Genomic DNA, 24,090 nt, shown 5'->3' on the forward strand with positions numbered 1-24,090 from the left:
AACCTTCCTGCCTTTCACAGCACCGGCCCGCCGGAGGGGCGGGGGTGGGCGGCAAGGAGAGCGATGAACGGACACAGCGCATGAGGCGGGGGGCACCTGTGGCCGGAACGCATGTGGAGGACCCTGAGCGCAGCGAGGGGTTGCGCCCCGTCGCGATGGGTCCAGAGGCGAGCGACGCCCACCTCCCGGCCCTCAGGTGGCCGCGATCCCCAAACGCCGCGCAAAGCGCGACCGCCAGCGCTAGGCCGTCAGGCCTGCGCCACCGTCAGTGATCGTCACGGGCACCGACGAGACCCGCCAGGCGGGGCTCGGCCGACCAAAGGGAGGTAGAGCGCGGCCGGCCCCGCAGGGGACGGGACGGCGACCCATCTGAGAGGAATATCTTTGCCCAGAAATCGTGGATTTGCCTGTAATCGGGCAATTGGCGCATTTGACAGACGAAACTGCCGTATTTCTGTCCGTTTTGGGCGCTTGCGATGAGATTTGGCACGCCTGGTTCTACCTATGACGGCAATCCAATGGCTCATGCCCGAACAGGGGCCGTCATACAGGCAACAGGCGCTTGCCCCAGTTGGTGTATTTCGAACCGGGGGATAAGATTTGCAACGCCTCCCCTTTCGGCCCTATTGCGTATGACATACGGTTAACCGCAGGTGGATTGGCACATTGAAGGGGCTGACATGGAGAAAATGACTAACGCCACCCAAGTCGATATCGGTTGGAAGCAGTTCGCGACCAATATTTTTGAGCTCTCGCGCTGGCCGATTGTCGTTCTTGTAATCTGCATTGTTATGAGAGCGCCAGCAGGGCGCCTGATCGATGCGATTTCGATAGCTCTGCGGGGGCAATGAGGTTGCCCCAGTATGTCGGCATCAAGATTTCCCCATGTGGCAAATGGATGGTTGCTCTTGTTTTGGAGATCATGCCGTCACGGGGAATGCGGAAGAGCGCTATACTCTATCCATTCGTATAGCGCCTGTACCAGGAAACGAACTCGGGCACGCCCACCTCTATGGGCGTCGTTGGCCGGAAACCCAGGTCAGCGGAAATCGCCGTGATGTCGGCATAGGTGGCGTGGACATCCCCCGGTTGCATGGGCAGCAGATCGATGATCGCCTTCTTGCCGCATGCTTCCTCCAGCACGGTGATAAGGCGCATCAGTTCCTCCGGCTTGTGATTGCCGATATTGTATATGCGATGGGGCGAACGGCTGCCTCCCGCCTTTTCCGCGCCATCGTCCGGTGGAGGATTGTCATGAGCGGCGATCACCCCCGCGACGATGTCGTTAATATAAGTGAAGTCGCGCTGCATTTTCCCGTGGTTGAACACGGGAATCGGGTCGCCCGCGAGAATCTTCTTCGTAAAGATCCACATCGCCATGTCGGGCCGCCCCCATGGTCCATAGACGGTGAAAAAGCGCAGACCTGTTTGCGGCGTCCGATAGAGATGGGCGTAAGTCTCGCTCATCAGTTCATCCGCCTTCTTGGTCGCCGCATAGAGCGAAACGGGATGGTCGGCCCGGTCCTCCACCCGGAAGGGCAGGCTATCATTGCCGCCATAGACGGATGAGGAGGAGGCATAGACAAGGTGCCGCACCTGACGGTGCCGGGCCAGTTCGAGCATGTTGACGTGCCCGACCAGGTTCGACTGGACATAGGCATGCGGATTTTCGATCGAATAGCGCACCCCGGCCTGCGCGCCGAGATGGATGATGCTTTCTATCGAATGCCCGTCCAGCACCGCCAGCAAAGCGGTATGGTCAGCAAAATCACAGGGAACGAACGAGAACAGCCCGCCGTGAATCGCCTGCAACTGAGCGATCCGATCCTGTTTCAGCCGGACCGTATAATAGTCGTTCATATTATCGACGCCAATGACCGTGCGCCCTGCCTTCATCAGGGCATCCGCCACATGCATGCCGATAAAACCTGCGACACCTGTAACCAGGATCGTCATCTTCACTCCTTTATCAGACGCTCGTTCGCCATAATGGGAGCGACTATAAGATCAACAATAAGGCGCCTTCTTTACAGGGGATCAGAAATTTTGCGCTATCCAGCCTGCTTTGCTCGCGCCACCCTGGCTGGGGATATCCAGGCGAACTCGTCCAGAATATTTTCGACCCTACGCACCTGATCGGCAGTTAATCTCACCGCTATTCCACGGGAGATCGACTGCCCGACGAGGGATAGTATCGGCCCTATGACGAGCCGTCCCATTTTGGGACAAGTTCTGGTTAACATTTTATGATATTTTCTCAATAACATACCCGTTGGGGCATCCACGGCATCAGCTTGATCTGGCTTCGGGGACAGACTTTGCTAATTCCCAACTGTCGGTAACCAGGGGACTTGCGATGAACATGTTGCGTTTAGCCGCCGCTACGATGGCGCTGCTTTTTTCAGGCAGCCAGGCGGCACAAGCCAAGATTGTATCATATGATTATTCCGGGGTAATCGAAGACACTCAGCCCAATGCCATTTTCGCGAATGGGACCTCCTTCTTCGGCACGATCTCCTACGATAGCGATTTTCTGCCCAGCGCAACTTCGGCCACTACGGCGACATATACCGCCATCCCCGGACTGTTCAGCATCAACATTGGCGGATTCAGCGCCAGTCTCAATTCCTTCAACGCTTTCGTACGCGATGATGACGGCGGGCCGGACGACGATATGTATGTCTTCAGCAGCCCCCTCCCCGGTGTTGATGGCAACTCCTCCCCTTATTCTTGGAACCTCCTGTTCGCAGACAGTTCGAAAACACAGGTCACCTCCACCGGCCTGCCTGAGGCAATCCCGGCGCTCGGCTCCCACTACACCTCATTCAATATCTCCGGCGGGAAGGAGCAAAGCGCTTCCTTCGGATCCACCAGCCTTGCGGTGAGCGCAGTGCCTGAGCCAGCGACATGGTTGCTCATGATCGCGGGATTTGGGGCAGCGGGAGCGATGCTCCGCAGAAGGCGGCGGTTCACAGACCTAAACGTCGCCTACGCCTGATATCTCTGCATCTTCGGGTGCACTGCCCCTGCAAATGCGGAGCCGGATTCTGCGTGAAGTCGGCTCGATTTGTGAAAAACTACGCTCGCCAAATTAGCTAACCAAATGAAAGGCCGATCGAGAAGATCAAAGCATGTCTTTGGCGTAGATAGCTAGGCGCCTTTGGGCGGATGCATCTCGTGAAGAAAGCATGCGATTTAGCTCCGCCTACAAACATTCTACCCGTTCGCGCTTTCATCGACTCGGCTCGATATGCCATCCTGCCTTGGTTAACGGTCAGGGGTTATTATGCGCCGATTGATTCAGGTAATCATAATGGCGGTCGCAATAGCGGCTTCGGTGCCTGCAAGCGCCGCAACATGGTACGCGACTTTTTGGGGGAATGCGAACGCTACCTTTAAGTTCGACGACACCTTAGAACCAATCCTGAACGATGACCCCACGCTATTTTATGGGGAAGGACCATACTCAGCATCATTCCCCGCCTATTATTTGGAAGGAAATGATCTGGGCAGAGTTCATATAAACAGCCAGCCCAACTCAAATTTCTTCAGCATCCTCGCACGAGACAATCAATTCGGTTGGGAGGTTCTTGGAACGCTTGCCACTTCAACGAATATTTTCAGCGAGGGCGCACCTTTCGGCCATGAGATCGACTATCTGCTGGGACAACAGGACACCGCCTCTGTCGCCTTTTATCCTAGTGGTATCTACAACCCTGAAAACACTCCGCTGACGGGCATTTATCGCTTTACCCTATCCCAGTTTGCTCCAGCTGTGCCTGAACCCGCCACTTGGCTGATGATGATCATGGGGTTCGGCGCAACTGGGTTGGCGCTGCGCCGCCGTCGCCGAAGTACGGTTTTGCCGACGATGAATCCGCTACCTCCGGTTAATAAGCGTCAAGTAGAATGTCATGAGCACTATTGCAGATAGCTCACCATTCGCTTCGTCATTCGGGCCTTAACCGCCATATAGTGTCCAAGCTAATCCCCAGATGACGCTTTCTGATCGCGATCAGCGGTTCTGTTCCTGTGTTTAGGCAGCAACCGAAGAAGAGGCCGCTCCAGAAACCTATAGCCAAGATCCGCGATTGCTAATGAAGCCAATATCATCAAAATGATACCCACTATGCCGAGGAAAGACGCGCCAGCAATATCCAGTCGCTTCAAGATGGCCCAGCCTATCCCTAGTACAAACATGTGGGTGAGATACAACGAATAGGAAACATCCCCGCACCAATTTAGAATAGAGTAACTTCGAACTCGCCCCTCAGCGCATAAAACTGCGGCTACAATTAGTATGGCGGCTCCAGCCATAATAAGATGGCCATGAAGGGCTTTGGTCATATCAAACGGCACTTGATAAAACGCAATTGTAGCAAGCACGGCGAGAATACCGACAAACCATTTTGCACTCCTAGGGAGAGCGGAGAATCGGGAGGGCAGGAAGATTGCTAACAAAACGCCGCCCGCAAACGGCAGCAGATTTAGGTTTGCGTAAAATGCAAGGATGCTCGACTTTGGCGTCACAAAAAATGCGCTCAGAATGAATGCCGCCATCACGACCAGGATCACTCCCCCTCGCATAGACATAGTTCGACAGGCGAACGTGAGCGCCACCACAATATAGAAAAAGACCTCATAATTTAGTGTCCACCCCAATTTGAAAAGCGGGCGCCAGTCGAGAGTGCCAGGAACAGGTGTGGGGATGAAAACCAACGATCTAAGCAAATATGTTGGCTCAAAAGATGTCGACAGGAGCATCCTGGGCATAATTATCGCGATTCCGGCGACCATGAATGTCGTAAACCAGTAGAGAGGAGCGACTCGCCACAGCCTCCGGATCAAAAATTTTCTCGGAGAGAAGCTTGTCGGTCCAGCAGCAGTAAGAACAACCAATCCACTAATAACAAAGAATATTTCTACTCCAAAACGCCCAGTTAATATAATGGAATTGCTTGCATGACCCGGTCCATGTTCAATAGAGTGGGCCACCACCACAAGAAATGCGGCGATACCGCGTAGGGATTGAATAGAATATAGCTTACTGTCTTGGCCTGCCAAAAGCTGCCTCCTTCTCAAATCCCGCGAGAAAGAAATACCCTAACATGTATTCTTGACAAAGAGGAGTAACCATAATTTATATAGGTGGAGCTTTTAAACGGGCCTTAGAGCCTGCTTCATAATTATCCGATGAGATTTCATAGCCTTGCGATGCGACGGGCAAATAGCTGGATGGAAGCTATGAACAACCACGCGGTTGCCGATGCGATGGTCTGTTCAAAGTCCTTGGCGAGGCGGCGGTTGCGATTCAGCCAAGCCAGTGTTCGCTTGACGACCCAGCGGCGCGGGAGAACCACGAAGCCTTTTGCCACATCGGATCGCTTGACGATCTCGACGGTCCATTGCCGATACGCCGGAGCGCCTCCCTGAGCTTGTCGCCAGCATAGCCGCCATCGGCAAAGACATGGCGCAGCCATGGAAAGCGACGGATGATTTCAAGCAGCACCAGTGGCGCACCGTCGCGGTCCTGAATGTCGGCGGTGTGAATCACCGCATGTACCAAATTGTCCTCGGTGTCAGTGAGGATGTGGCGCTTACGGCCCTTGATTTTCTTGCCCGCGTCATAGCCGCGAGGGCCGCCGCTTTCAGTCGTTTTCACGCTCTGGCTATCAATCACCCCTGCGCTGGGAGAAGCATCGCGACCAGTCGCTTCACGAGCCATCAACAGCAGGGCATGATTGAGCGAGAGCCACAGTTTGTTATCGCGCCACAGGTAAAACCAGCGCCGCACCGTCGAGACCGGCGGAAAGCAGGGCAGCAGCATTCGCCACGGCAGTCCCCCGCGCAGCAAATACAGGATTGCCGCAACAATTCGCCGCAGCGGCCATTTGCGTGGTCGGCCCACATAGGAGGGCGGAGGCAATAACGGTTCGAGTACCGACCATTCGGCATCGGTCAAATCGCTTGGCAAAGCCAGCCCCGCGCGGGCATACTGCGTCCGAGTGGTATCGGTCCACATCGTTGATCTCCGGATGTTTGTTGCAAAACACCTGAATCAACGACCGCGGCGAGCGTCACGCTAACCCGCTGATACCACTCAACTTAGTTTCGGATCAGGCTCTCAAAGCTACAGATATTCCACCGGATACCGAAGGGTTGAGTGCCAGTCATGCCATCTGAGCGCTTAAATCCTTCTCGCTGTGGCAAAGAGGTAAGCTCAACCGTCCCTGCTGTTTTATCAAATCTTTTTGATCACCGCTATCCAATAGGCCTGGCTCTTCAAATTCAAACCTCGAGTATAGCCTATGAATTATTCGCGAGGTCCGCTTATAACGTGGAACCAGATGCAAAAGTTTGGTCCGTTATAAGACCGGGTTATTCGAGCCAGCGGCTCCACTCGGCCGACACGACCCACTCGCCTTTAACCGGCTTCAAGGCATAGATCGTTCCCCAATGCGCCGAACGAACGGTAACAAATCCAATTGTCCGATCTCGCGCAGGTTTGGTCACGGCAAATAGCGGGTCACATTCTTTAAAACTGTTCAAAGGCCACCACCGCGCGGCAACACCTGTCGGCGTCCATGCCGAGCTGATTGCAACCGGCTCACCGGCTTTTTTCCATGTTGAAAGTCTTAGAGCAGCACTGTTGAGAAGATACTGATCCATCGCCGGAAGCATTCGGCGGGAATCGCTCGGTTCGGTAAGTACGGGCGCAATTCTCGTTTCTCCCTTATCTACTTTGCCCTTCTCTAAATTCACAGCAGATGGCCACAACGGCTCAGGATAAGACCAGCGCAGCCGATCGCGCGATGGCAGTGGAGCAATGGCCATCTCACGAAATATGGAAAGAGCCTCCCCCTCCGTCTCGTCATTTAGACATATCTTACGCCCTTCAGAGGTTAACAGCGTAAGTACCGAACGAACCATTTTTTGCTCGTCATCGAGCGGCCGATTGTTTGAACAAGCAGCCAAAGCTATCAATAAAATGGCTGACAAAAGCGGCTTTGCGTCATAGAGCCTGTTCATGCTTCTGCGCCCAAGCTTTTCAAAACTCGGCTGTTTGGGATAATTCATGCCCGATCCTTCCACCCCCTTCTCAGCATGGCCTGGATCGAAAAATCAATAAGAAAATGGTTAATTCAATGGATGTCTAATATCATATCTTCGATATTTTGTTTTATTATCTTTAGTATATATTTATTCGACGAAATTTACGACGTTCCACACGATGTTCCTATATTTAATTATTGGCGGTATTTGTGTCAGAATTCAAAAAGAAGATTTTTCAAGGCGCGGCATGGCTCACGCTAAGCCGACTTACCATGAATTCTTTGGGTTTTGTGAGCACGATCGTGTTAGCTCGCATATTGGTACCTGCTGACTTTGGAATATTCGCGATTTCTTCCGCAGCTCTAGCAATAGCTTTATCTATCACAGATCTCTCTTTGAATTCTTCGTTGGTCCAGCGAGCAGAATTATCCCAACATCATTTTGATAGCGTTTGGACAATAAGTTTCTTTAGGGCATTATTTATTATTCTGGTATTTTCCGCGATCGCATATCCGATGGCATTTTTGTACCAAGAGCCGAGACTCGCAGCGGTATTTTTCGTTGTTGGAGTGACAGGCGCCCTACCAGGATTGAAAAGTCCAAAAGTCGCCTTAATGACACGCGAGTTACTGTTCCGTCAGGACTTTATAATTCAAGTCACACAAAAAGGCACGATATTTGTCTTTTCCATTGCTCTGGCAATACTTCTCAAAAGCTATTGGGCACTCGTTATCGGCAGCTTCATGGGAGCGGCGATGGGGCTGATAACATCTTATTTAATCGCACCCTATGTACCGAGATTCAGCTTGAAAGCCTTCCGCGAACTTTTCTCTTATTCCTTTTGGCTTTCGATGGGAGATACCGTCAACACGCTGAATTGGAAACTTGATCAGCTGATTCTAGGCTATCTGGTCGGACGAAGCGCTTTAGGTGTATATACTGTAGCCGATAATCTTGCCGCCCTACCAGTGCGGGAATCCACATCTCCGCTCGTGAATACGCTCTTTCCCGCTTTCTCACGAATGAAGGACAGCGTTGATCGGTTGCGCATCGCATATAAGCGTGCCCAGGCCCTCATCTGCGCGGTATCTTTTCCAGTCGGCTTTGGATTTGCGGCGGTGGCGAATCTCCTCGTGCCGTTCATCCTCGGCAACAAATGGAATGGAGCAATACCGATTATTCAAATTCTTTCCGTCACTTTCGCTATGCAATCCATCACTGTTGGACTGCAACCACTCGCAATGGCAAAAGGGGAAACTAAAGCCCTATTTTTCCGAGATGTACGAACCTTCTTGATTAGAGTCCCTTTTATTGCGGCAGGGTTTTTGATTAATGGACTGATGGGTGTGGTCGTTGCTCGCATGATCTCCAGCCTCATTGGGACCGTTTGGAACATGGCACTGGTAAGCAGGATTTCAGGTATCAAAAAAGTCGACCAGGCGAGACTGGCTTCCCGCTATTTCATTGCAGCTGGAGGTATCCTACTAGCCGTGTGGATTGTGCAGAGTGCATTCGCAGTCACTCCAGATGGCCATCACGACCTGCTCACAATTACATGCTCTGTGATTGCTGGAGTAATAGCATATCTGAGCATAGTATCAGTGTTGTGGCTCGCTGCTGGGCGCCCGGAAGGGCCGGAAACCGAATTCCTATCATTGTATCGAGCAGCGTCAGAACTTCTCAAGTCGCAAAAGAAAACTTGATGGGAAACGCTAGGCTTGTGTCTCACCGCTCCATCGAAGGAAATTACCAGACCTCCGTGCAGCGACTAACAACCATGTTGTTAATACGAGAATCTGAAAGCCCAGGGCGTTGGAGCGCTGACCGCGAATGCAGCGTAAGCGGTGTTTTCCCCCCACCTTGTATATTGGGGTGATTGAGTCAGATCGTCGATGGCATGGATGACGACGCGCTAAGGACTGCACTGGACACGCGCACTGGAGTTGATCCGGAGCCTGTTCGGCGTATTGAAGTGCTGAGCGGGATGGTAGGTCGGCGGCGATCCTGGAGCCTGGAACAGAAGCTGGCGATCGTCGCAGAGGCGCAGCACTGCGATAATATGACCGAGTTAGCGCGGCGGCACGATATTCGGACCTCCCAGCTCTACACGTGGCGCCGTGAGCTTCGTTATGCGCTTGAAGCGCAGCGTAGCCCGGCGGACGCGGAGCCGATGTTTGTGCCGGTGGTCGCCAGCAGCAGGCGAGACGATATCGCGATAGAAGTCGAGATCGACGGCGCCGTGGTCCGGATTGCGCGAACAGCCAAGGCGGACCTGGCGGCGGCTGTGGTGCAAGCCCTTCGGTCCCCGCGATGATCGGTCCTGGCGCTGGCGCGCGCGTGATGGTTGCGACGCGTCCGGTGGATTTTCGCAAGGGCCCTGATGCGCTCGCTGCACTGATCGGCAAGGAGTATGGCGGCGATCCCTATTCGGGTGTGATCTACATGTTTCGGGCGAAGCGCGCGGATCGGATCAAGCTGGTTTGGTGGGATGGCACTGGGCTCTGCCTGATGGCCAAGAGATTGGAGACGGGCGGCTTCAAGTGGCCCGGGATCCAGGACGGCGTAATGCGACTGACCGCCGCCCAACTCGGCGCGTTGCTGGAAGGCCTGGACTGGCGACGGGTGCATGGCGGGCGGCGACCGATTGCACCACAGATTGCCGGTTGACGGCGTCCAGCGTCCCTGATTCACTATCTTCATGCTGATCGAGGCGGACCTTCCCAACGACGTCGAAGCGCTGCGGGCGCTCGTTCTCGAACAGGCCCGCGAGCTCGACACGATGAAGGTCTTCCAGGCCGAGGTCGAGCGGTTGCAATGCAGCTGTAGCTTGGGGCTTTTAATTCCCAAGCGCTAATCGAAGCCGCGACACGGCCCAGCCTCCGCTCGAAACTAGCGAGTCTGCGGGGTACGTCGCCGAAAAATTTCCGACAATATATTTCTTTCTCGCCGACGCCCAAAAGCAGCAACGAAGCTACCCAGCGCGTGCACTGAAGTCCCATTAGACGATCTTTTTGCGCTATCAGCCGTATGCATCCAATGCGTGGGGTGCTCATTTGTTTTATCAGAAGCGAATATCCACCGCCCCTCTTTCCAAGCTATCATGCCGATCCGATCACCATCAGGATCAGCGTGCCGATTCCAACAAAAATAGAATTCTCCATTTCTGGGAATTGTATTCATGGGTTTCCACTCAAACATAGTATGGTCTCACACGCTCAAATGGGACTATGCCCAACACCTACAACCCGAAGTCGCAGATTGGCAGCGCGCGGTTATCAAGATCAACCTGCGCCATCTGGGCAAGGTGAATCCACAACCAAAACGTCATTGCATATCTTGCGACGCACGATGTCAGATTCGCGTTAACCACGAATCACTTATGCCAGTCGTTATGCCAGCGATATGAACCAGAGCTAAGCGAAATAGGATAAGATGACCAGAAAGAGCGGCTAAATCGAGCTCCTGCAACACGGCTACGCCACTTGGTTGCTGCTAAATCCTACCTATCGCAATGAGATAATTGAATTAATTTGATTATAATGACATTTTAGGAATGTTAGGGTTGCGAATGAGAACCACCAATTTCGCGGCGAATTCATTAAGGAGGATAGAGAATATTCCTCCCAAATATGGCAAATAACTATTTTTTCAATTTTAGTTTTTTATACAATTCAGCAAATATATTATCTTCAACATCGCATTGTCATCGACATATTTTCTCATTTACACTCCGCATCGCTAAATTTATAAAATAAGATTTCTAAAAATAATATAAAAAATTGAGTTTTCCCCCCCCACTTGGATTTTTTGACCAAAAAAAATACGAAGTGGATGAAAATATATTTTTCCCTAACCAGAGATCAATGTTCTTTCAACTTATATTATTTCGAATTGTTGCCACAATATTTCCATGGCGGGTTTGCCGACCAATCTTATTGAACATTCTCTCGGGAATTAGGAAAAAAAAAGATTGAACTCTAACATAATGAAATTTGGCATCTTCTTAGTTCCCAAATAGTAACGGGATATCGAGTTTAAAATTGGCTCAATTTCGTACAATTAAGATCATCTAAAGATGGTTAGACAAATTGCTATTTTCTTATTCGGACCTTATCATGGAGCTGATCAGGGAGACGAATCGTGATGCCATCACTTTTGGCGGCACCAACATTGAACCGATTTCGGCGAGCGGCTAGGAAATCGAGGGCGATTCTGCGCCCAGGATTCATCACGGGGTTCATTTCATTTGAAGAATATGGGCGAACCCATCCAGGAAGTTGGCATTTTGCCAGACTAGGCTATGCTGACTTTCCACCAATCCCTCGACATTTCGGCGATCAAACTGTTGATATGCGAGCTCTCCTGCAGCCGGCGCCAGACCTGGGAATTCTGCAAGTAGAAGGCGGCGCGGTATTTGGAATTGAAGGATGGCCCTTCACCAGTTCTGGGGAACTACTCATCGATGCCACGTGGTATAATGAAGAATCTTCAAAGTTTATAAATAAGTATATAAGAACACAACCACGATACATGCCCGGAATCTGCCTCTCATTAGCTACTGATTTCGGTCATAATAACTACAGTCATTTTGTCTTAGACTGTCTTCCGAGATGGGAGTTGTTCCAGAAATGCGGGATAGGGATCGAAAATATAGACTATATTTACCTTCCCAAGCCGATGGACAGCGCTTGCGACCATTTTCTTGATGTTTACGGAATCCCGAAGGAAAAATGCCTTTTTACACGACCAGAGGAATTTCTAGTTTTTGACACACTCCTCTGCACGTCTTTCCCAGGAAGCAAGCGGAACTATCAGTCTTGGACCGTGGAATTTTTGCAATCGCCATTCCCAACTCCTACCGGTGACAAGCGACGAATTTACGTTCCACGCACGGGCGTGCGCCGCATTGAAAACGAAAAGGACATTATTGCCTATCTTCGTGGATTTGATTTCGAAGTCTATAATTATGAAGAGAACCCTGATGAGCAAAGTATGTTTAGCGAGGCGAGCGTGGTTGTCGCTCCACATGGTGCTGGTCTGACAAATCTCGCATTCTGTGCTCCTGGTACCAAGGTTTTCGAGCTATTTCCTTCTGACCAGATCAGGCCAAATTTCTATACCTTGTCTCATGCTGCTAGGCTTTCCTATTCCTACATGATCGGGCAAAGTGTTGGCGATAGGTCGCCTGATTCATGGGGTCCAAGCCCGTTTGATTTCCATATAGACGCAGATAGTTTCAAGAGTGCAGTCCAAATACTGATAGGCGAGGCAAAACTCTCTTATTGATACCGTAATTTTCAATTAGTAAATTTCGAATCGATGGATTTTCGATGGATTTTTTAGGTGGATTTATTCGGAAAAAAATATTCTATTTATTTTATTTTTTTTCATTTATATTTGCTATTTCTCCTTGGCTTGGCAGTATTTCAAATAAGATAGATAGGATTTCTTCATTTTTCCCGATTTTTTTTCCTTTGCTGGTTATTGCTGTGTATTTGGGCTTCCGCGATAGGCCACTTCGAAACCTATCTCTTGGATGCCTAATCCTTTTTACTGCCGGAACAACTTTGGCTCCAGAATTTGTCGTATCAAATGATAAAATTCTCTCGAAAGGAAAGCAGCTCTTTATAATATCACATAATCTCAAACGACTTAATTTTGATGCACGCCAAACCGCATCGAAGTTAGTATCGAGCAATGCTGATATACTGATACTTCAGGAATGGTCCGATCGACTTGAACCATTCCGAAACCAGATTTTAACTCGCTTTCCTTTCGTGGCGGAGTGCGAAAAGGGCGATGTCATTATCTTCTCAAGGCTTGCGCTGGGGAAAACGCGATGCCGTACCATTAAACCATTGTGGGCCAATCAGGTCCTGCTTCTTTCTGAAATAAAGCTGAATGATAAATCAGCCGCAACCCTGGCCTCTTGGCACCCATCCTGGAGATTGTCCCGCGGACACCGGCAGGTTACCAGACACAATCTGATTGAAGTTTTCAAGGAGTTCGAGAGCACACGTGCAATCCTGGCAGGAGATTTCAACATGACTCCGTGGAATAGTGGAATGCGTGAACTTCAAGCTGAGTTGTCACCGCTTCGTCGCATTACACACGCGCAATTTACCTTCCCCGCTCGGGTCCGTAGTGTAGAATGGCCATTTGCCCTCCTCCCAATTGATCACATTTTTGTTGGCCCGGCATGGTCTGCAATCTCGGTTCATCGCATGCCACGTACCGGCTCAGATCATTATCCACTGATAACGCACTTGCAACTTCGCGAGGGTTATTGAGCTTTGCATAGATTAGTAGCAGTGGACGGAGTTCTAGTTGTAATCGCGATTTGAGCCGAGGATTATTTTATGCCGAACGCCCTAAATATCTCCGCCGCTGGCTTCCTTATATCCTCAAAATAAGTGGTGATTTCAAACGCAACTGATACCAATACCACGTGGAACCACCGCAGATGGTTAGATGAGGCCTTTTGGAAAAAGTCATCGATTCCAGCGGTTGCGTAGCTCCATCTCGATAGAATTATAACGCAGCTGATTCCAATTATCGCCCCCCCAACTATATCGCTCAAGTAATGAGCTCCTGTATATAACCTCGGAAAGCTCACCACCACCGTCGACCAAAACATCGCAAGAATGCCCATTTTCCGCGACATAATCCATACTGTCGCTGCTAAAGCGAAAGCCAACGCTGCTGTATCACTCGGAAATGAACTCCAATCTGCCGACAGCGCGGTAGGATACGCGAAATCGAAGTTTCCCGAGTATAAGGGCCGTGGTCGATGAGGGGCAATATTCTGGATGAAACGCGTCAAGAACAATGTCACGAACCCAGCAGCGAGGCCGTTAACAATCACGGGCCGCTTCTCACGCTCGTTCCAGAACCAGACCAATGAAAGCATCAAGGGGAGCAATCGGAAGGTTGGCGTTTGGAGCACCTGAACGATGATCTTGTCGATTATTGCGCTGTGACCAGCAAGCTTAGTGACGTACTCCGTTACAAGATCGTCCATAGAGCTCATTTGGTATTCCCCTTAAGCAAATAAGGCGGAAGGCATGTAACAAAAATGTCATTTTATCTAGAAGATGGCCGAACCGGTTGTCCAGAATAGAGACATTAACACTCGGGATTATTACCCATCCCAATTATGGTAAACGTCAAGGTCGGAGGCCTCGCGGCATCGACTTGCTTCAGATTCGCGATTTCACGGTCACATGAGTTGGACGGATCATGAAATGATTGAAATATCTGCCCGGTATAAGCAGTCAACGGATAGGTTCTTCACCGTCCAATAGGAGCATCTTCCCTATGCGACCGTCATAAGGGGTCGACGCAGTGAACATCGTTGCCGGGAGTGCGGCCGGCAGCCTGTTCACCAGCGCCTTTACCTCGCCCCGCTGTGTCAGAACACACCGCCCTGGGACCGTAAGCGCTCCCAGTGGTAATCGAGCCGCTGTCCAGCATATCAGCGGATTTGTCGGCTTGACGACGCCGGTCGGTCTGATCTGCCGCCCCACCCCTTCCAATGGAGCTATTATTGCCGCGGCGATATGACCGGAAAGTCGGGCGGTAAGTTTCAAGGGGTCCATCAGGGTAAGCGGTTGTCGAATTCCCCCCACAAAAAGGCGTGAGTTTGCCGACAGCTGTCAGAATACCAAACTGCCTGTATCTGGGAGCTAGCTGAATGTCGAGCGACAGGGTCGTGGCAAGCAATAAATATCTAACCTTTGGTATTCCCTCTGATAAATGGCTGGAAATATAGGCCTTCTCTATCATGCTTCGGCTTGCGCAGGCCTCGCCAAGCCCTGCGCTGAAAGGAACTGCGTTAGCCGCTTCAATCGCGCTCATTCCTATATGCCAAGCAAAGAGTACAATTATCTCATATCTAGAGCAGAATCCGATCACTCTGGTTCATATCCGGTGGCAGTGAAATAGTTTGCGCATTCTTCGGGAGTGAAGCGGGTCAAAGCGTCGCGGATAGCATCCCATAGCTCCGGGATGGTTCGGGCGGCGGCTTTTCGTAGGATGGCCTTTAGTTTCGAGAAGGCGTTTTCGATCGGATTGAAGTCGGGACTATATGGCGGAAGGAAGATCATGCGCGCGCCGACTGCTTCGATCGCCTCGCGGGCTGCCGCTGTTTTGTGAGCCGGCAGATTGTCCAGGATTACGCTGTCGCCGGGGCGCAGCGTTGGGGCCAGAACCTGCTGGGCATAGGCCCCGAACCATTCGCCTGTCATGGGGCCGTCCAGGACCATGGGCGCGGTCATCCCCGTCAAGCGCAACGCGCCGGTGAAGGTGGTGGTTTTCCAATGGCCGTGCGGGATTGGCGACCGGCATCGCATGCCGCGCCTTGCCCGTCCGCGCAGACGCGCCATCTTCGTTGACGCGCCGGTTTCATCGATGAACACCAACTGCTCGGGATTGAGATCAGGCTGGGCCTTGAACCATGCGCGCCGCCGCGCGAGAACGTCGGGCCGCTCCTGCTCCCTGGCGTGCGCGGTTTTTTTTGACCGTCATCGAGTGACGGTCGAGGAAGCGCCAGATGGTGCTCGGTGCAAATACGGCTCCATGCTCCGATCGCAGCATCTCGGCCAGTTCAACCAGCGTGATGTCCACCTGCTCCTCGATCGCACCGAGAATAACATCGCGATGGGCTTCAATCCGCCGTGACCGCATGTCGCCGCCCTGGGGCTTCGCCCGTGTCGATCCGGTCTCTCGCCATTCGCGAACCCAGCGAACCGCGCTCGCCGCCGCAACTCCAAAACGCTCGGCTGCCGCGCGCCGTGACAAACCGCCATCGACCGCCGAAATCACCCGCGAACGCAAATCCTCTGAGATGGACTTCGTCATGCCAGGCTGGCCTCCTCGTCCAGCTGACATGATGAATCAGATTTTCCAGTCTAAGGAAAGACCCTCGATTCAATCAGATCGGATTATGCTCTAGGGCGGTACCCTTTGGTTTGGACGGGAGCGCATCGCCCTGCTCACCAGTTCTTCAGTTGAGCGCTCGTCTCCGGAACATCGACGAGCGTCACGTCTCGAGCACCAACTGTAGACTACCACATGAAAATTAACGCGTGCCCATTAACCACCTGCGAACTGCAGCTTCCAAGTCTCTATTGCTTGTAACGGCAAACGTATCTCAGTGGCAGTACCGCCGTGAATCCATAAGCGCGCACCCTGCAAATCAGACCGATTAAGAACCGGCAAATTCGTATCTCGGGAAATTTCTGTCGCGCGGTTGTCAACGGACATAATCAGTGCGCGATGGCCCTTTTGCATCGCCCGAATACCCCCGTGCAATCGCGTGCCAATGAAATCTACATCCTCGGAGTCTAAGACCGAATTATAGGATGCGAGCTGAGGCTGAATGATTTCGATCCCCGAGATACCTAAGCTTTGAAAATATGCCAGATCGTGTGATTGCTGTGGCCAAAAAGCTACCTCTTCATATTCCTCTTTCAACAAAGACAGCAGCCCGCGATCCGCTTCACGGTCTTTCTTGTAGAAAGTTAGCGTTGTGACTACCTTATTGGCTTTATTTCTTGGAAGCGCGGCACAGTGCTCGGGAGTTAAGCTCCACATAGTTACACACGAGGTATTTACAACCCTTTTACCGATATTTGCAAGCTTATCGGCAGTATAAGAATCTCTCACAGAATGAATATATTTGCCCGACAATATTTTTTTCAGGATAAATCGTGTGCTGCATTTCGGCGCGCTCACATAGGCATGCCATCCTACTCCCAACAGCACCACTGATTTCAACGAAAGTATATCCTTCAAGCCCAGCTTCCAGAGGGCATGTTTGCTAAGCATGCTGGACGATAGGATATTTGTTCCGCCCACGATGGATAGGTCACTGCTTCTAATAAGTCCGCGAGACGTTGCCCCCATCCGCTCATGGGTAGCCACCCTGTAAAAATATCCATCAGGTAATACGGCTCTTGCCACCTCAGCAACAGCGTCCATAATAATCTCGTCACCGAGATTATCAGTCGCCACAGAAGTATCCAGCAATGTGATGCGTCTCATATATCCCACGGTTCTAAAGTTTATTTTTAATAAAGCTCATCGCCGCCCATCGCATTTTATTAACAGGAGCAAAAAATCTTTTAACCGGCCTAAGCATAATGTTTAAAAATGATCTATCGCTTTGTCGAAAATCGCGCCAATCACCAAGAGATAAATAATATAAATATTCATGCTCATATTTTACGTCATCTCGATAGTTCCACGGCTTTTTTTGAGTGGTAAAATGAACGATACGAATATCACTCATTATCTCTTTTACAGACTGCTCCGATAGATCAGAATTTTTCAGGTCTAACTTCTTTGTTTTGGCTTGAAAGTTCCACCGCAAGCTCAAATCAATAATTCGCCCACTACAAACACCGTTCAGCGTGTCTTGATCATGAAAGATTAGTATATCACTATTATCTTCAGCATACTGAATGAAACGTCTAACCAGATCTTCTTCGCGCCAAAGACGAAGATTAACAACTAAAACACCTGCATTTATGTATTTATGCGACAGAGGAAGTCCTAGTCTTAAAACACTTCCTTCAGAATATGGATCAAATGCTCCTGCAATGTAGGAGGTTCCTAAATCCATTTTCCACAATTCTGCTACATCGCCACGAACAATCACATCGGCGTCAAGATAAATTACTTTATCAAGGTCATCGGGCAGAATATGTGGAAGAAATAGCCGGAAATAAGATGCCAACCTTATATGACCATCAATTCGAAGATGTTGATATGGCCTCTCATCGAACTGATAAAAATTCAATTCCGCATTTCCGAATGTTTCTACGAGAGAGCGGATTTTTCTGCGGTTCAGTTCACTGACACCCCCGGCAATCACATGCAGATGAAACAAATACTGCTTATTATTTACCAAGAGCGACGCTAACGTCGCAGCGAGATGCTGGCAAAAATTGTCATCTGTCGAAAAAACACAATGAATTCTGTTCATTGGTAACAGGATTGGTCGGTCATCACCCATCAAGGCCTCACATTAAGCGTGGGTCCTTTTATATCGAAACCGCCCCCCCGCCTACGTTCTTTTGCATTGCAGCATTATCAGTTGATCACAAATTCGGTTCTTCTCGTCGCCTTGCCCGATCCGTACGCGGCCGACGAAAGCCGCGCCTTATGTGCAGAAGGCCGAAAACTCCGGCCCCATCATGAACATGCAAGCCCTACAGAACAGGTGTCGTTAAGCCCGTAACGACTTTCCACTATGCTTCAAATACGCGACACCGCCCCGAAACAAGCGCCTTAATCGCCATTGCGTCTTTCTGCGCCCCAAGATAGCGTCGTCACCGGGTATTACAATCTCCCGGATCGCGTCCCGACAAAGGACAGCAACACGTCGTAAAATCATTGGATGTTTGAAGAAATATTTTGCGAACAAAGCACCATCTCCAAAGCTATATCCAGAGTATAGCTTTCGTGCCTGATCAAAAGTCTTCCGACCGTGAAAATGATAGACGACTATATCTGGATCATATCTTATCGGCACATTTTCTAGCAGCGCTCGCATTAGCAGCTCGCTATCCTCTGCAGCTTTAAAAGCCGCACCAGGCCCGAAATTTTCATCAAACCCCCCGATGCGCCCAAATGTGGCATATGTTATTACGAAGTTAGCGCTCATGATATAACCAGAAGGTATTCTTTTCCCCTCAAAACAGGACCCTAGCTCATCTTCCTTTATGGTGATCGGGAGGTCATCAGGATCGCCCAGCATTATCCTTCCTCCGATGATTTGCGGTTCCGCCAAGTTAGAAACGGCCCGGGAGATGGCCGTGATATAGTCCTCTGAAATGACACAATCATCGTCTGTAAAAGCTACAATTCCGCCCATAGCTTCTGTAATACCAATGTTCCTCGCAAGCGAGGCTCCAGCTTCTTGCGCCCTCACAACACTGACCCAGAACGGTTGATCTCGTGCCCATTCTATCAATACTTCTTTGGTCAAATCATCAGAGAAGCTATCGATCAATATGACTTGAACTATAGCTGACGAGTTCAGAATCGCCGATCTTAAGCTATCAAGCATTGGCTTTAGCCGCTCCGCACGGTTGCGGGTGCAAACGACTAGGGACACGTCCGCATTTTTGCTTGCATGGTCAGTTTGAAAATCGACCGAATAGCGGCGAGGCTGAACGAGGTTAGCACGCGTAACCGGAAAAGATCCCGAAGAATTTTCTGCAGAAGCGGTCATCGACCATTCACCCCTTCTCATAAAAATCCCACATATAGTAGTACGAGTAACATTATTACATATACTTCAAGACAAATGACCCAGTATTCTTATAAATACCGTCGTTTTCAGTGTGAAATACGTCTCAACGTTCTCTTGATAATCGACATATCTCAAGAAGCTCATCTGGAACCAGCCTATTTACATAGTAAGCAGAACCTCGACTATGGAGGATTTTACCAGGATTGCCAGAAACCACAGACATATCAGGGATATCTGAGGACATGACCGCCCCGGTACCGACTATCACATCATTACCGACCGATATCCTTCCCACCAGCGCGCTTCCAACGCCGATATAGACACGGTCCCCCACAATCGGCGAGCCTGCACGTGTACCACGATTTGCTTGCCCGATCATCGACATTTGAGCAATATTTACATTATTTCCAATTATAGCATCCCCATTGATGTAAATCCCACCAAACCGGTTGATGAAAAACCCGGGGCCAATTTCTGTATATTCAGGTATAGCAATACCGTATTTATATCTTAAATGACGCAGAACAAACTTGAACGGTAATCCCAAGGTGTATTTACGCAGTTTGCTGCGATGAGCCCATCCAGTTAATCTCATCCAGACGGTATATTTATAACCAGGCGTAAAAAGAAAATGTTTGATGAACTTTGCGCGACCCTCTCCTTGATATCGGATCAAGTCAGCCTTCAAGTGTAAATAAACTGATCGTAATGAGGGTAGACATCCCCGAAGATGACGGGAAGATAATTGGCTTAACTGTTGTGATCCGGCGACATCTTTTCTAGAGGTTGTTATATGTCCTTTCGTATTATTCATGCCAAGCCTCGCAGTTTATTTCACTATGCCACTTTGAATTATTGGCATCTATCAAGAGAGAGAATAAGACTGGTCACAACTTCAAATGCGGCGGAGAGCCATTTGAAAATCGATACCGCGCTCGCTTGACCGGTCCAGATGCGAGTCCATAGATGAGCGCAGCGCGCGGTTGCATAAGCAATGAGAAAGCTGCCTTGCCAAAATGGCGCTTCCGCAAAAGGTCCATTATCATTTTGCCGTTTCGGGCACCCACCATCCAGCATCGATATTTCATTAGCATTGCTTGCGAAGTTGGTGTGAGACTGCCTTTAAACTTCTTAAGCAGGTCATCAGCAACCCAGATACGATCGTCGAGATTCGGAACGGTTCGTGACCCTTTCGATTTTTTACCTGTGACGAGGCTGGACGGCAAAGTATAAGAATAATATGCTTCGCTAACTAATATCGCTTTAGCCCCGTGTAGCAGGAAGTTCATAAAAAAATGAAAATCCTCAGCGTACCGGATTTCTGTTGAATAAGAGATTTCCTTTTTGGTGAGAAATTCCCGTCGTAGGATTGGCTTCAGCATGCCAAACCGCATCCGTCCGCCGGGCCGCTCGCTCCATAGAAAACGCTCCGGCGTAAGCTCACCCCATTTTTTCCGAAGATAGAACGCTGGGGTATCGCCTGCGGGGCGAGACTCATCATGCAAAACATAATTATCTGCTATGATATCACACGACTGTTCCAGTGCGATTTCTATAAGATTTTTCAGGCGCCCTTGCTTCCATGTATCATCGGCATCCAATATCGCGATCCAATGACCCTTTGCATGTCCGATCGCCAAATTCCTAGCCTCGCTAGGGCCGCCGTTTTTTATAGTTTTGTGAAGGATGATCCGATCATCTGCCAACTGTAGGCGACGCACCACATCGCAAGTATTATCGGTCGAGCAGTCATCTACGACAATTATTTCAAGTGAATGGCCCATTTGCTGCTGAGCACTAATGATCGCTCGTTCGATGTAGGCACTGGCGTTATATGCGGGAATGATCACCGATACCGAAGGTGCCTCGCCGCTGGCCGTCCCCATACTTCGCCAACTCCAAAATTCCTGAAGAAACGCCTCTTCTGAGTGGCCTTAGCCGGAAATCACGAACTTATGAACATCACTTCATCGCGCACCGCGGACCTATCATCGCAAATCGATATAAGCCGATTGTTACCGATAGCGCTGTTGAAGCTGTCGCTCACGCCAAAATGGTCCCCGCCCCTTTTTTCAAGAAATGCAGCATCTTCGAGGGCCAGTTGCTTTTCGGTTCAGCCCGATTATGCATGTCCGGGCCATCCTTATCAGGCAGGAAGCGAAAGGCATTTTTGTTGCGCGCTGGAAAAGTCGACATTAGGGGCGCTGGCCCACAAAATGATTTGGGATCACCTCATACGCATGGTGTCCTTGCATGAACGGTCGCATCGAGGTTGTGAGCGGCTCACTTCCTTTGTTTGCCCAACTTCTGGGACTTCTCCTTTCGTCCATAGTTGCTTTTGTCGCGCTGAGAAGATGTCAGGACTGGTCTTCAAAGTTCGTCATATTTGCGATCTGGTTTCGCTTCATATTATCTGCATTTCCCTCCGTCACCTATCAGACCGTTGCCGCTGGACTTTCCGGCAACGCTCTAGGTTCTATCTTTATCGTTGCCTTGGGACTGTTTACGGCGCGTAGGAAAATTATATTCAATGTTATAGCGTTAGCAATAGCACCTTATCTGATTTCGATAATTGTTAGTTCATCAATAAACCATAATTTGATGGGGAGTGTCGATACTATTCTAAAAACTCTGTATTTTTTCGTTATTGCAACTCATATCTTTAATATTTTCAGAAATGGTTATCACAAAAATTTCAGCTTTTGGGCCTTGTTCGCTTTTTGTCCGTTAATCATTTTTCAGGCGCTCTCCGTTGTTCTGGGAAGCTACAAACAGACAGAGGCAGACGGCTCTGCTTCTTATATTGGCGGATACAATCATGAAGCGGCGTTCTCTTCCGCCTTGGTCGGCTTGGTCATGCTTTCCGTGCTTGGGCAAGGCCTATCCACACGAACTCGGTGGGCAGGCATGACGACGGGCGTCGTTGGCATTTTTATCGCAAATTACAGAACGGCCATAATTGCAGCGGGGCCTATAATCGTATATTTCGTATTATCTGAAGCTATCCGGCAGTTTCCAAGGCATCTAAAAGCATTTGTCTTACTGGTTTCGGCATTATTTGCTATCACTGCTGCCGTCGGCATTAGCGTATCTACAGATCGATTAGATGATTTGCCGAAAGCTATAGAAAGAGTTGCCAACGGTTTAGGGCGACCGGAATCCTTCACGTTCAGCGATAGAAGGATATTGTCGGGCCGGCTCTATCTTTGGAGCAAATATATCGATGAATGGCAGCAGTCTGACAACATACGACATTTAGTCGGATTCGGCCCGGATTCATATCAACAGAAATTTACAATTTATGCTCATAACACCTTCGTTCATAATCTATACGAATACGGAATATTTGGACTTGTAGCCGTTATTTTCATGTTTGCTTGTGGCTTCATCGTGTCCATATTGGGATCAGGCGAAAACAGGATAAAAATTGTTTTCGCCCAACTCTCCTTTTTGGTCCTCAATATGTCGACAATGCCATTGTGGCAGATTGAGGGCCTGATAACTTGGGCAATAATTTGGGGTTGGAGCGCGTCATTCTATGCCGGGCCAGCGCGCCGGCATCAAAGTCGCTCTCAGCGTTAATTGAAAGGACGGCTAGACTGCGCCGGGAGAGTGTCCTGTTTCCGAACCGCTCATTTCTCCTCGGGCAAAGCGATCGCCAAATTTGCGGTAAACCTGCATGACCGCTTCCGCATGACTTGTTGGGGATAACTCCGTAGCGATCAGCCGGCGATCATCCAGACTTAGCGCAATCTGATCGGTGCTAGTGATCATTCGCTCTATCACATTGGCAAATTCTTCCGGATCAGCGTTTAGTGGAACGCCCACCCCTCCAGCCCACTTTTCCAATATCTCGCTGTGCCCCGCATCGTCCGTGGCTACATAAGGCACCCCCAATAACAGGGCCTCAACAGGCGTGCGGCCAAATGGCTCTGTGATCGCCGGCATTGCCAGTATGTCCAAAGCGGCAATATTGTTATCGGCAGGCGTACGAAAGCCCGCAAGTAAGCAAACCGCGCCAAGTTGCATCTGCTGAATTAGGTCCTGCATACGCGCTTCGGAAATGTCGCCTGGCCTACCGAAGATCACAAATCTCAGCCGGGGATTTCTCGCTGCAAGGATTCGAGCAGTTTCCAGAAAAAATACTGGGCGTTTCCTCTCCCAGAAATTTCCAGAGAAACCGATCAAAATGCAGTCATCATTTGCACCCATTTCTTGAAGAATGGCATTCTTCAATTCAGATGGAGGCGGTGTGTCAGGATACTTAAAGGGATCCGTAACCAGGGTTTTCCGATGTTCGCCAACGCAAGCCAGGCTGGCGTAACAAAAGGACGAGATGCTTATGACATGTTCAGCGATCTGGATGGCCAGGCATTTGGGGAACTTTCTGCCGTTAGCTCTATCATGATGTATGACTGGGATGCCTATAAGCCGTGCTGCTGGGCCCCATATGGGCAGGGCAGACATGTCATTGACGTGCAGGACTGCCCCATCCTTCAAGCGAGACAACATGCTGTAACGCGAGCGAAATCCCAGCAATGCTCCAAGCGGATCATATGCGCGGTTGGAAGGCGCAGCTCCACTATCTATCGTTGTGAAACCCATCCCTCTGGCAAAGTCGGTCACTTCAGATTTCTCTGGCGCCACGATCACGCTGTTCAGATCAAATCGCTGCCTTAGGCCATCTGCAAGGACAAGACCGGAAATATGCGAACCCCCAAGTCTTTTGCCGGTAAAGGGCATAATTACCAGTCTGGGATCTCGGTGCATTTCCCGCC

General features: G+C 50.1%; 22 protein-coding genes. 10 read left to right on the forward strand and 12 right to left on the reverse strand.

Annotated features, from left to right (window positions below):
* Positions 1 to 680: 680 nt before the first annotated feature.
* Positions 681 to 851 (forward strand): hypothetical protein, encoded by a 171-nt coding sequence (locus tag BHQ40_RS26190; protein WP_171905846.1) that lies wholly within the window; start codon positions 681 to 683, stop codon positions 849 to 851.
* 106 nt (positions 852 to 957) lie between these two features.
* Here BHQ40_RS26190 and BHQ40_RS13055 read toward each other — a convergent pair whose 3' ends face one another.
* Entirely contained in the window at positions 958 to 1,956 is a 999-nt protein-coding gene (locus BHQ40_RS13055; RefSeq protein WP_070156310.1) for an NAD-dependent epimerase/dehydratase family protein, read from the reverse strand.
* A gap of 400 nt (positions 1,957 to 2,356) precedes the next feature.
* Here BHQ40_RS13055 and BHQ40_RS13060 point away from each other — a divergent pair, with 400 nt between their 5' ends.
* Positions 2,357 to 2,998, forward strand: a complete 642-nt coding sequence (locus tag BHQ40_RS13060; protein WP_083276895.1) for a PEPxxWA-CTERM sorting domain-containing protein — start codon at positions 2,357 to 2,359, stop codon at positions 2,996 to 2,998.
* A 288-nt stretch (positions 2,999 to 3,286) separates the two neighbouring features.
* A complete protein-coding gene (locus BHQ40_RS25110; protein WP_083276896.1) occupies positions 3,287 to 3,934 on the forward strand; it encodes a PEPxxWA-CTERM sorting domain-containing protein in 648 nt (215 codons plus the stop codon).
* A gap of 50 nt (positions 3,935 to 3,984) precedes the next feature.
* Here the strand turns inward: BHQ40_RS25110 and BHQ40_RS13065 are convergent, their stop codons facing one another.
* From BHQ40_RS13065 to BHQ40_RS25730, 3 genes are all read right to left on the reverse strand, one after another.
* Positions 3,985 to 5,064: an acyltransferase family protein gene (locus BHQ40_RS13065; RefSeq protein ID WP_070156312.1), complete on the reverse strand. Its 1,080-nt coding sequence runs from the start codon at positions 5,062 to 5,064 to the stop codon at positions 3,985 to 3,987.
* 137 nt (positions 5,065 to 5,201) lie between these two features.
* Positions 5,202 to 6,022, reverse strand: a protein-coding gene (locus BHQ40_RS13070; protein WP_139139299.1) for an IS5 family transposase whose coding sequence is annotated in 2 segments (ribosomal slippage) — positions 5,202 to 5,407 and positions 5,407 to 6,022 — 822 coding nt in all. Because the reading frame shifts where the segments join, the coding sequence is not laid out codon by codon here.
* A 356-nt stretch (positions 6,023 to 6,378) separates the two neighbouring features.
* On the reverse strand, positions 6,379 to 7,077 hold the full coding sequence (locus tag BHQ40_RS25730) for a hypothetical protein (RefSeq protein WP_139139300.1): 699 nt from the start codon (positions 7,075 to 7,077) through the stop codon (positions 6,379 to 6,381).
* A gap of 185 nt (positions 7,078 to 7,262) precedes the next feature.
* Between BHQ40_RS25730 and BHQ40_RS13075 the strand changes: the two genes are divergently transcribed.
* The 6 genes from BHQ40_RS13075 (at position 7,263) to BHQ40_RS25120 (ending at position 13,343) form a co-directional block, all read left to right on the forward strand.
* On the forward strand, positions 7,263 to 8,756 hold the full coding sequence (locus tag BHQ40_RS13075; RefSeq protein WP_070156313.1) for a lipopolysaccharide biosynthesis protein: 1,494 nt from the start codon (positions 7,263 to 7,265) through the stop codon (positions 8,754 to 8,756).
* 173 nt (positions 8,757 to 8,929) lie between these two features.
* Positions 8,930 to 9,367: a transposase gene (locus BHQ40_RS13080; protein WP_253183353.1), complete on the forward strand. Its 438-nt coding sequence runs from the start codon at positions 8,930 to 8,932 to the stop codon at positions 9,365 to 9,367.
* Between the two features lie 26 nt (positions 9,368 to 9,393).
* Positions 9,394 to 9,720 (forward strand): IS66 family insertion sequence element accessory protein TnpB, encoded by a 327-nt coding sequence (tnpB, locus tag BHQ40_RS13085; RefSeq protein ID WP_216094886.1) that lies wholly within the window; start codon positions 9,394 to 9,396, stop codon positions 9,718 to 9,720.
* A gap of 31 nt (positions 9,721 to 9,751) precedes the next feature.
* Entirely contained in the window at positions 9,752 to 9,907 is a 156-nt protein-coding gene (locus BHQ40_RS26195) for a hypothetical protein (RefSeq protein WP_171905845.1), read from the forward strand.
* Positions 9,908 to 11,196: 1,289 nt separating this feature from the next.
* A complete protein-coding gene (locus BHQ40_RS25115) occupies positions 11,197 to 12,339 on the forward strand; it encodes a glycosyltransferase family 61 protein (RefSeq protein ID WP_083276898.1) in 1,143 nt (380 codons plus the stop codon).
* A 44-nt stretch (positions 12,340 to 12,383) separates the two neighbouring features.
* A complete protein-coding gene (locus BHQ40_RS25120; RefSeq protein WP_083276899.1) occupies positions 12,384 to 13,343 on the forward strand; it encodes an endonuclease/exonuclease/phosphatase family protein in 960 nt (319 codons plus the stop codon).
* 62 nt (positions 13,344 to 13,405) lie between these two features.
* Here BHQ40_RS25120 and BHQ40_RS13090 read toward each other — a convergent pair whose 3' ends face one another.
* The 7 genes from BHQ40_RS13090 to BHQ40_RS13120 form a co-directional block, all read right to left on the reverse strand.
* A complete protein-coding gene (locus BHQ40_RS13090) occupies positions 13,406 to 14,083 on the reverse strand; it encodes a phosphatase PAP2 family protein (RefSeq protein WP_070156316.1) in 678 nt (225 codons plus the stop codon).
* 880 nt (positions 14,084 to 14,963) lie between these two features.
* Positions 14,964 to 15,912, reverse strand: a protein-coding gene (locus BHQ40_RS25125; RefSeq protein WP_253183354.1) for an IS630 family transposase whose coding sequence is annotated in 2 segments (ribosomal slippage) — positions 14,964 to 15,573 and positions 15,572 to 15,912 — 951 coding nt in all. Because the reading frame shifts where the segments join, the coding sequence is not laid out codon by codon here.
* 234 nt (positions 15,913 to 16,146) lie between these two features.
* A complete protein-coding gene (locus BHQ40_RS13105; protein WP_070156319.1) occupies positions 16,147 to 17,097 on the reverse strand; it encodes a polysaccharide pyruvyl transferase family protein in 951 nt (316 codons plus the stop codon).
* A 13-nt stretch (positions 17,098 to 17,110) separates the two neighbouring features.
* A complete protein-coding gene (locus BHQ40_RS25130; RefSeq protein WP_083276900.1) occupies positions 17,111 to 18,070 on the reverse strand; it encodes a glycosyltransferase family 8 protein in 960 nt (319 codons plus the stop codon).
* 213 nt (positions 18,071 to 18,283) lie between these two features.
* Complete coding sequence (locus tag BHQ40_RS13115) at positions 18,284 to 19,291, reverse strand: glycosyltransferase family 2 protein (protein ID WP_171905847.1); 1,008 nt, start codon at positions 19,289 to 19,291, stop codon at positions 18,284 to 18,286.
* Positions 19,292 to 19,415: 124 nt separating this feature from the next.
* The gene (locus BHQ40_RS25135; protein ID WP_083276902.1) at positions 19,416 to 20,126 is read right to left on the reverse strand and encodes a serine O-acetyltransferase; all 711 of its coding nucleotides are present in this window, start codon (positions 20,124 to 20,126) and stop codon (positions 19,416 to 19,418) included.
* Positions 20,127 to 20,199: 73 nt separating this feature from the next.
* Entirely contained in the window at positions 20,200 to 21,198 is a 999-nt protein-coding gene (locus BHQ40_RS13120) for a glycosyltransferase family 2 protein (protein WP_070156322.1), read from the reverse strand.
* Between the two features lie 367 nt (positions 21,199 to 21,565).
* Here BHQ40_RS13120 and BHQ40_RS13125 point away from each other — a divergent pair, with 367 nt between their 5' ends.
* Positions 21,566 to 22,894 carry an O-antigen ligase family protein gene (locus tag BHQ40_RS13125; protein WP_070156323.1) on the forward strand — a complete coding sequence of 443 codons (1,329 nt, stop codon included), beginning with the start codon at positions 21,566 to 21,568 and terminating at the stop codon, positions 22,892 to 22,894.
* Between the two features lie 12 nt (positions 22,895 to 22,906).
* Here BHQ40_RS13125 and BHQ40_RS13130 read toward each other — a convergent pair whose 3' ends face one another.
* Positions 22,907 to 24,082 (reverse strand): glycosyltransferase family 4 protein, encoded by a 1,176-nt coding sequence (locus BHQ40_RS13130; RefSeq protein WP_083276903.1) that lies wholly within the window; start codon positions 24,080 to 24,082, stop codon positions 22,907 to 22,909.
* Positions 24,083 to 24,090: the final 8 nt, after the last annotated feature.

Origin of the sequence: Sphingobium phenoxybenzoativorans (assembly GCF_001757355.1) — a bacterium.
Taxonomy (GTDB): Bacteria; Pseudomonadota; Alphaproteobacteria; order Sphingomonadales; family Sphingomonadaceae; genus Sphingobium; species Sphingobium phenoxybenzoativorans.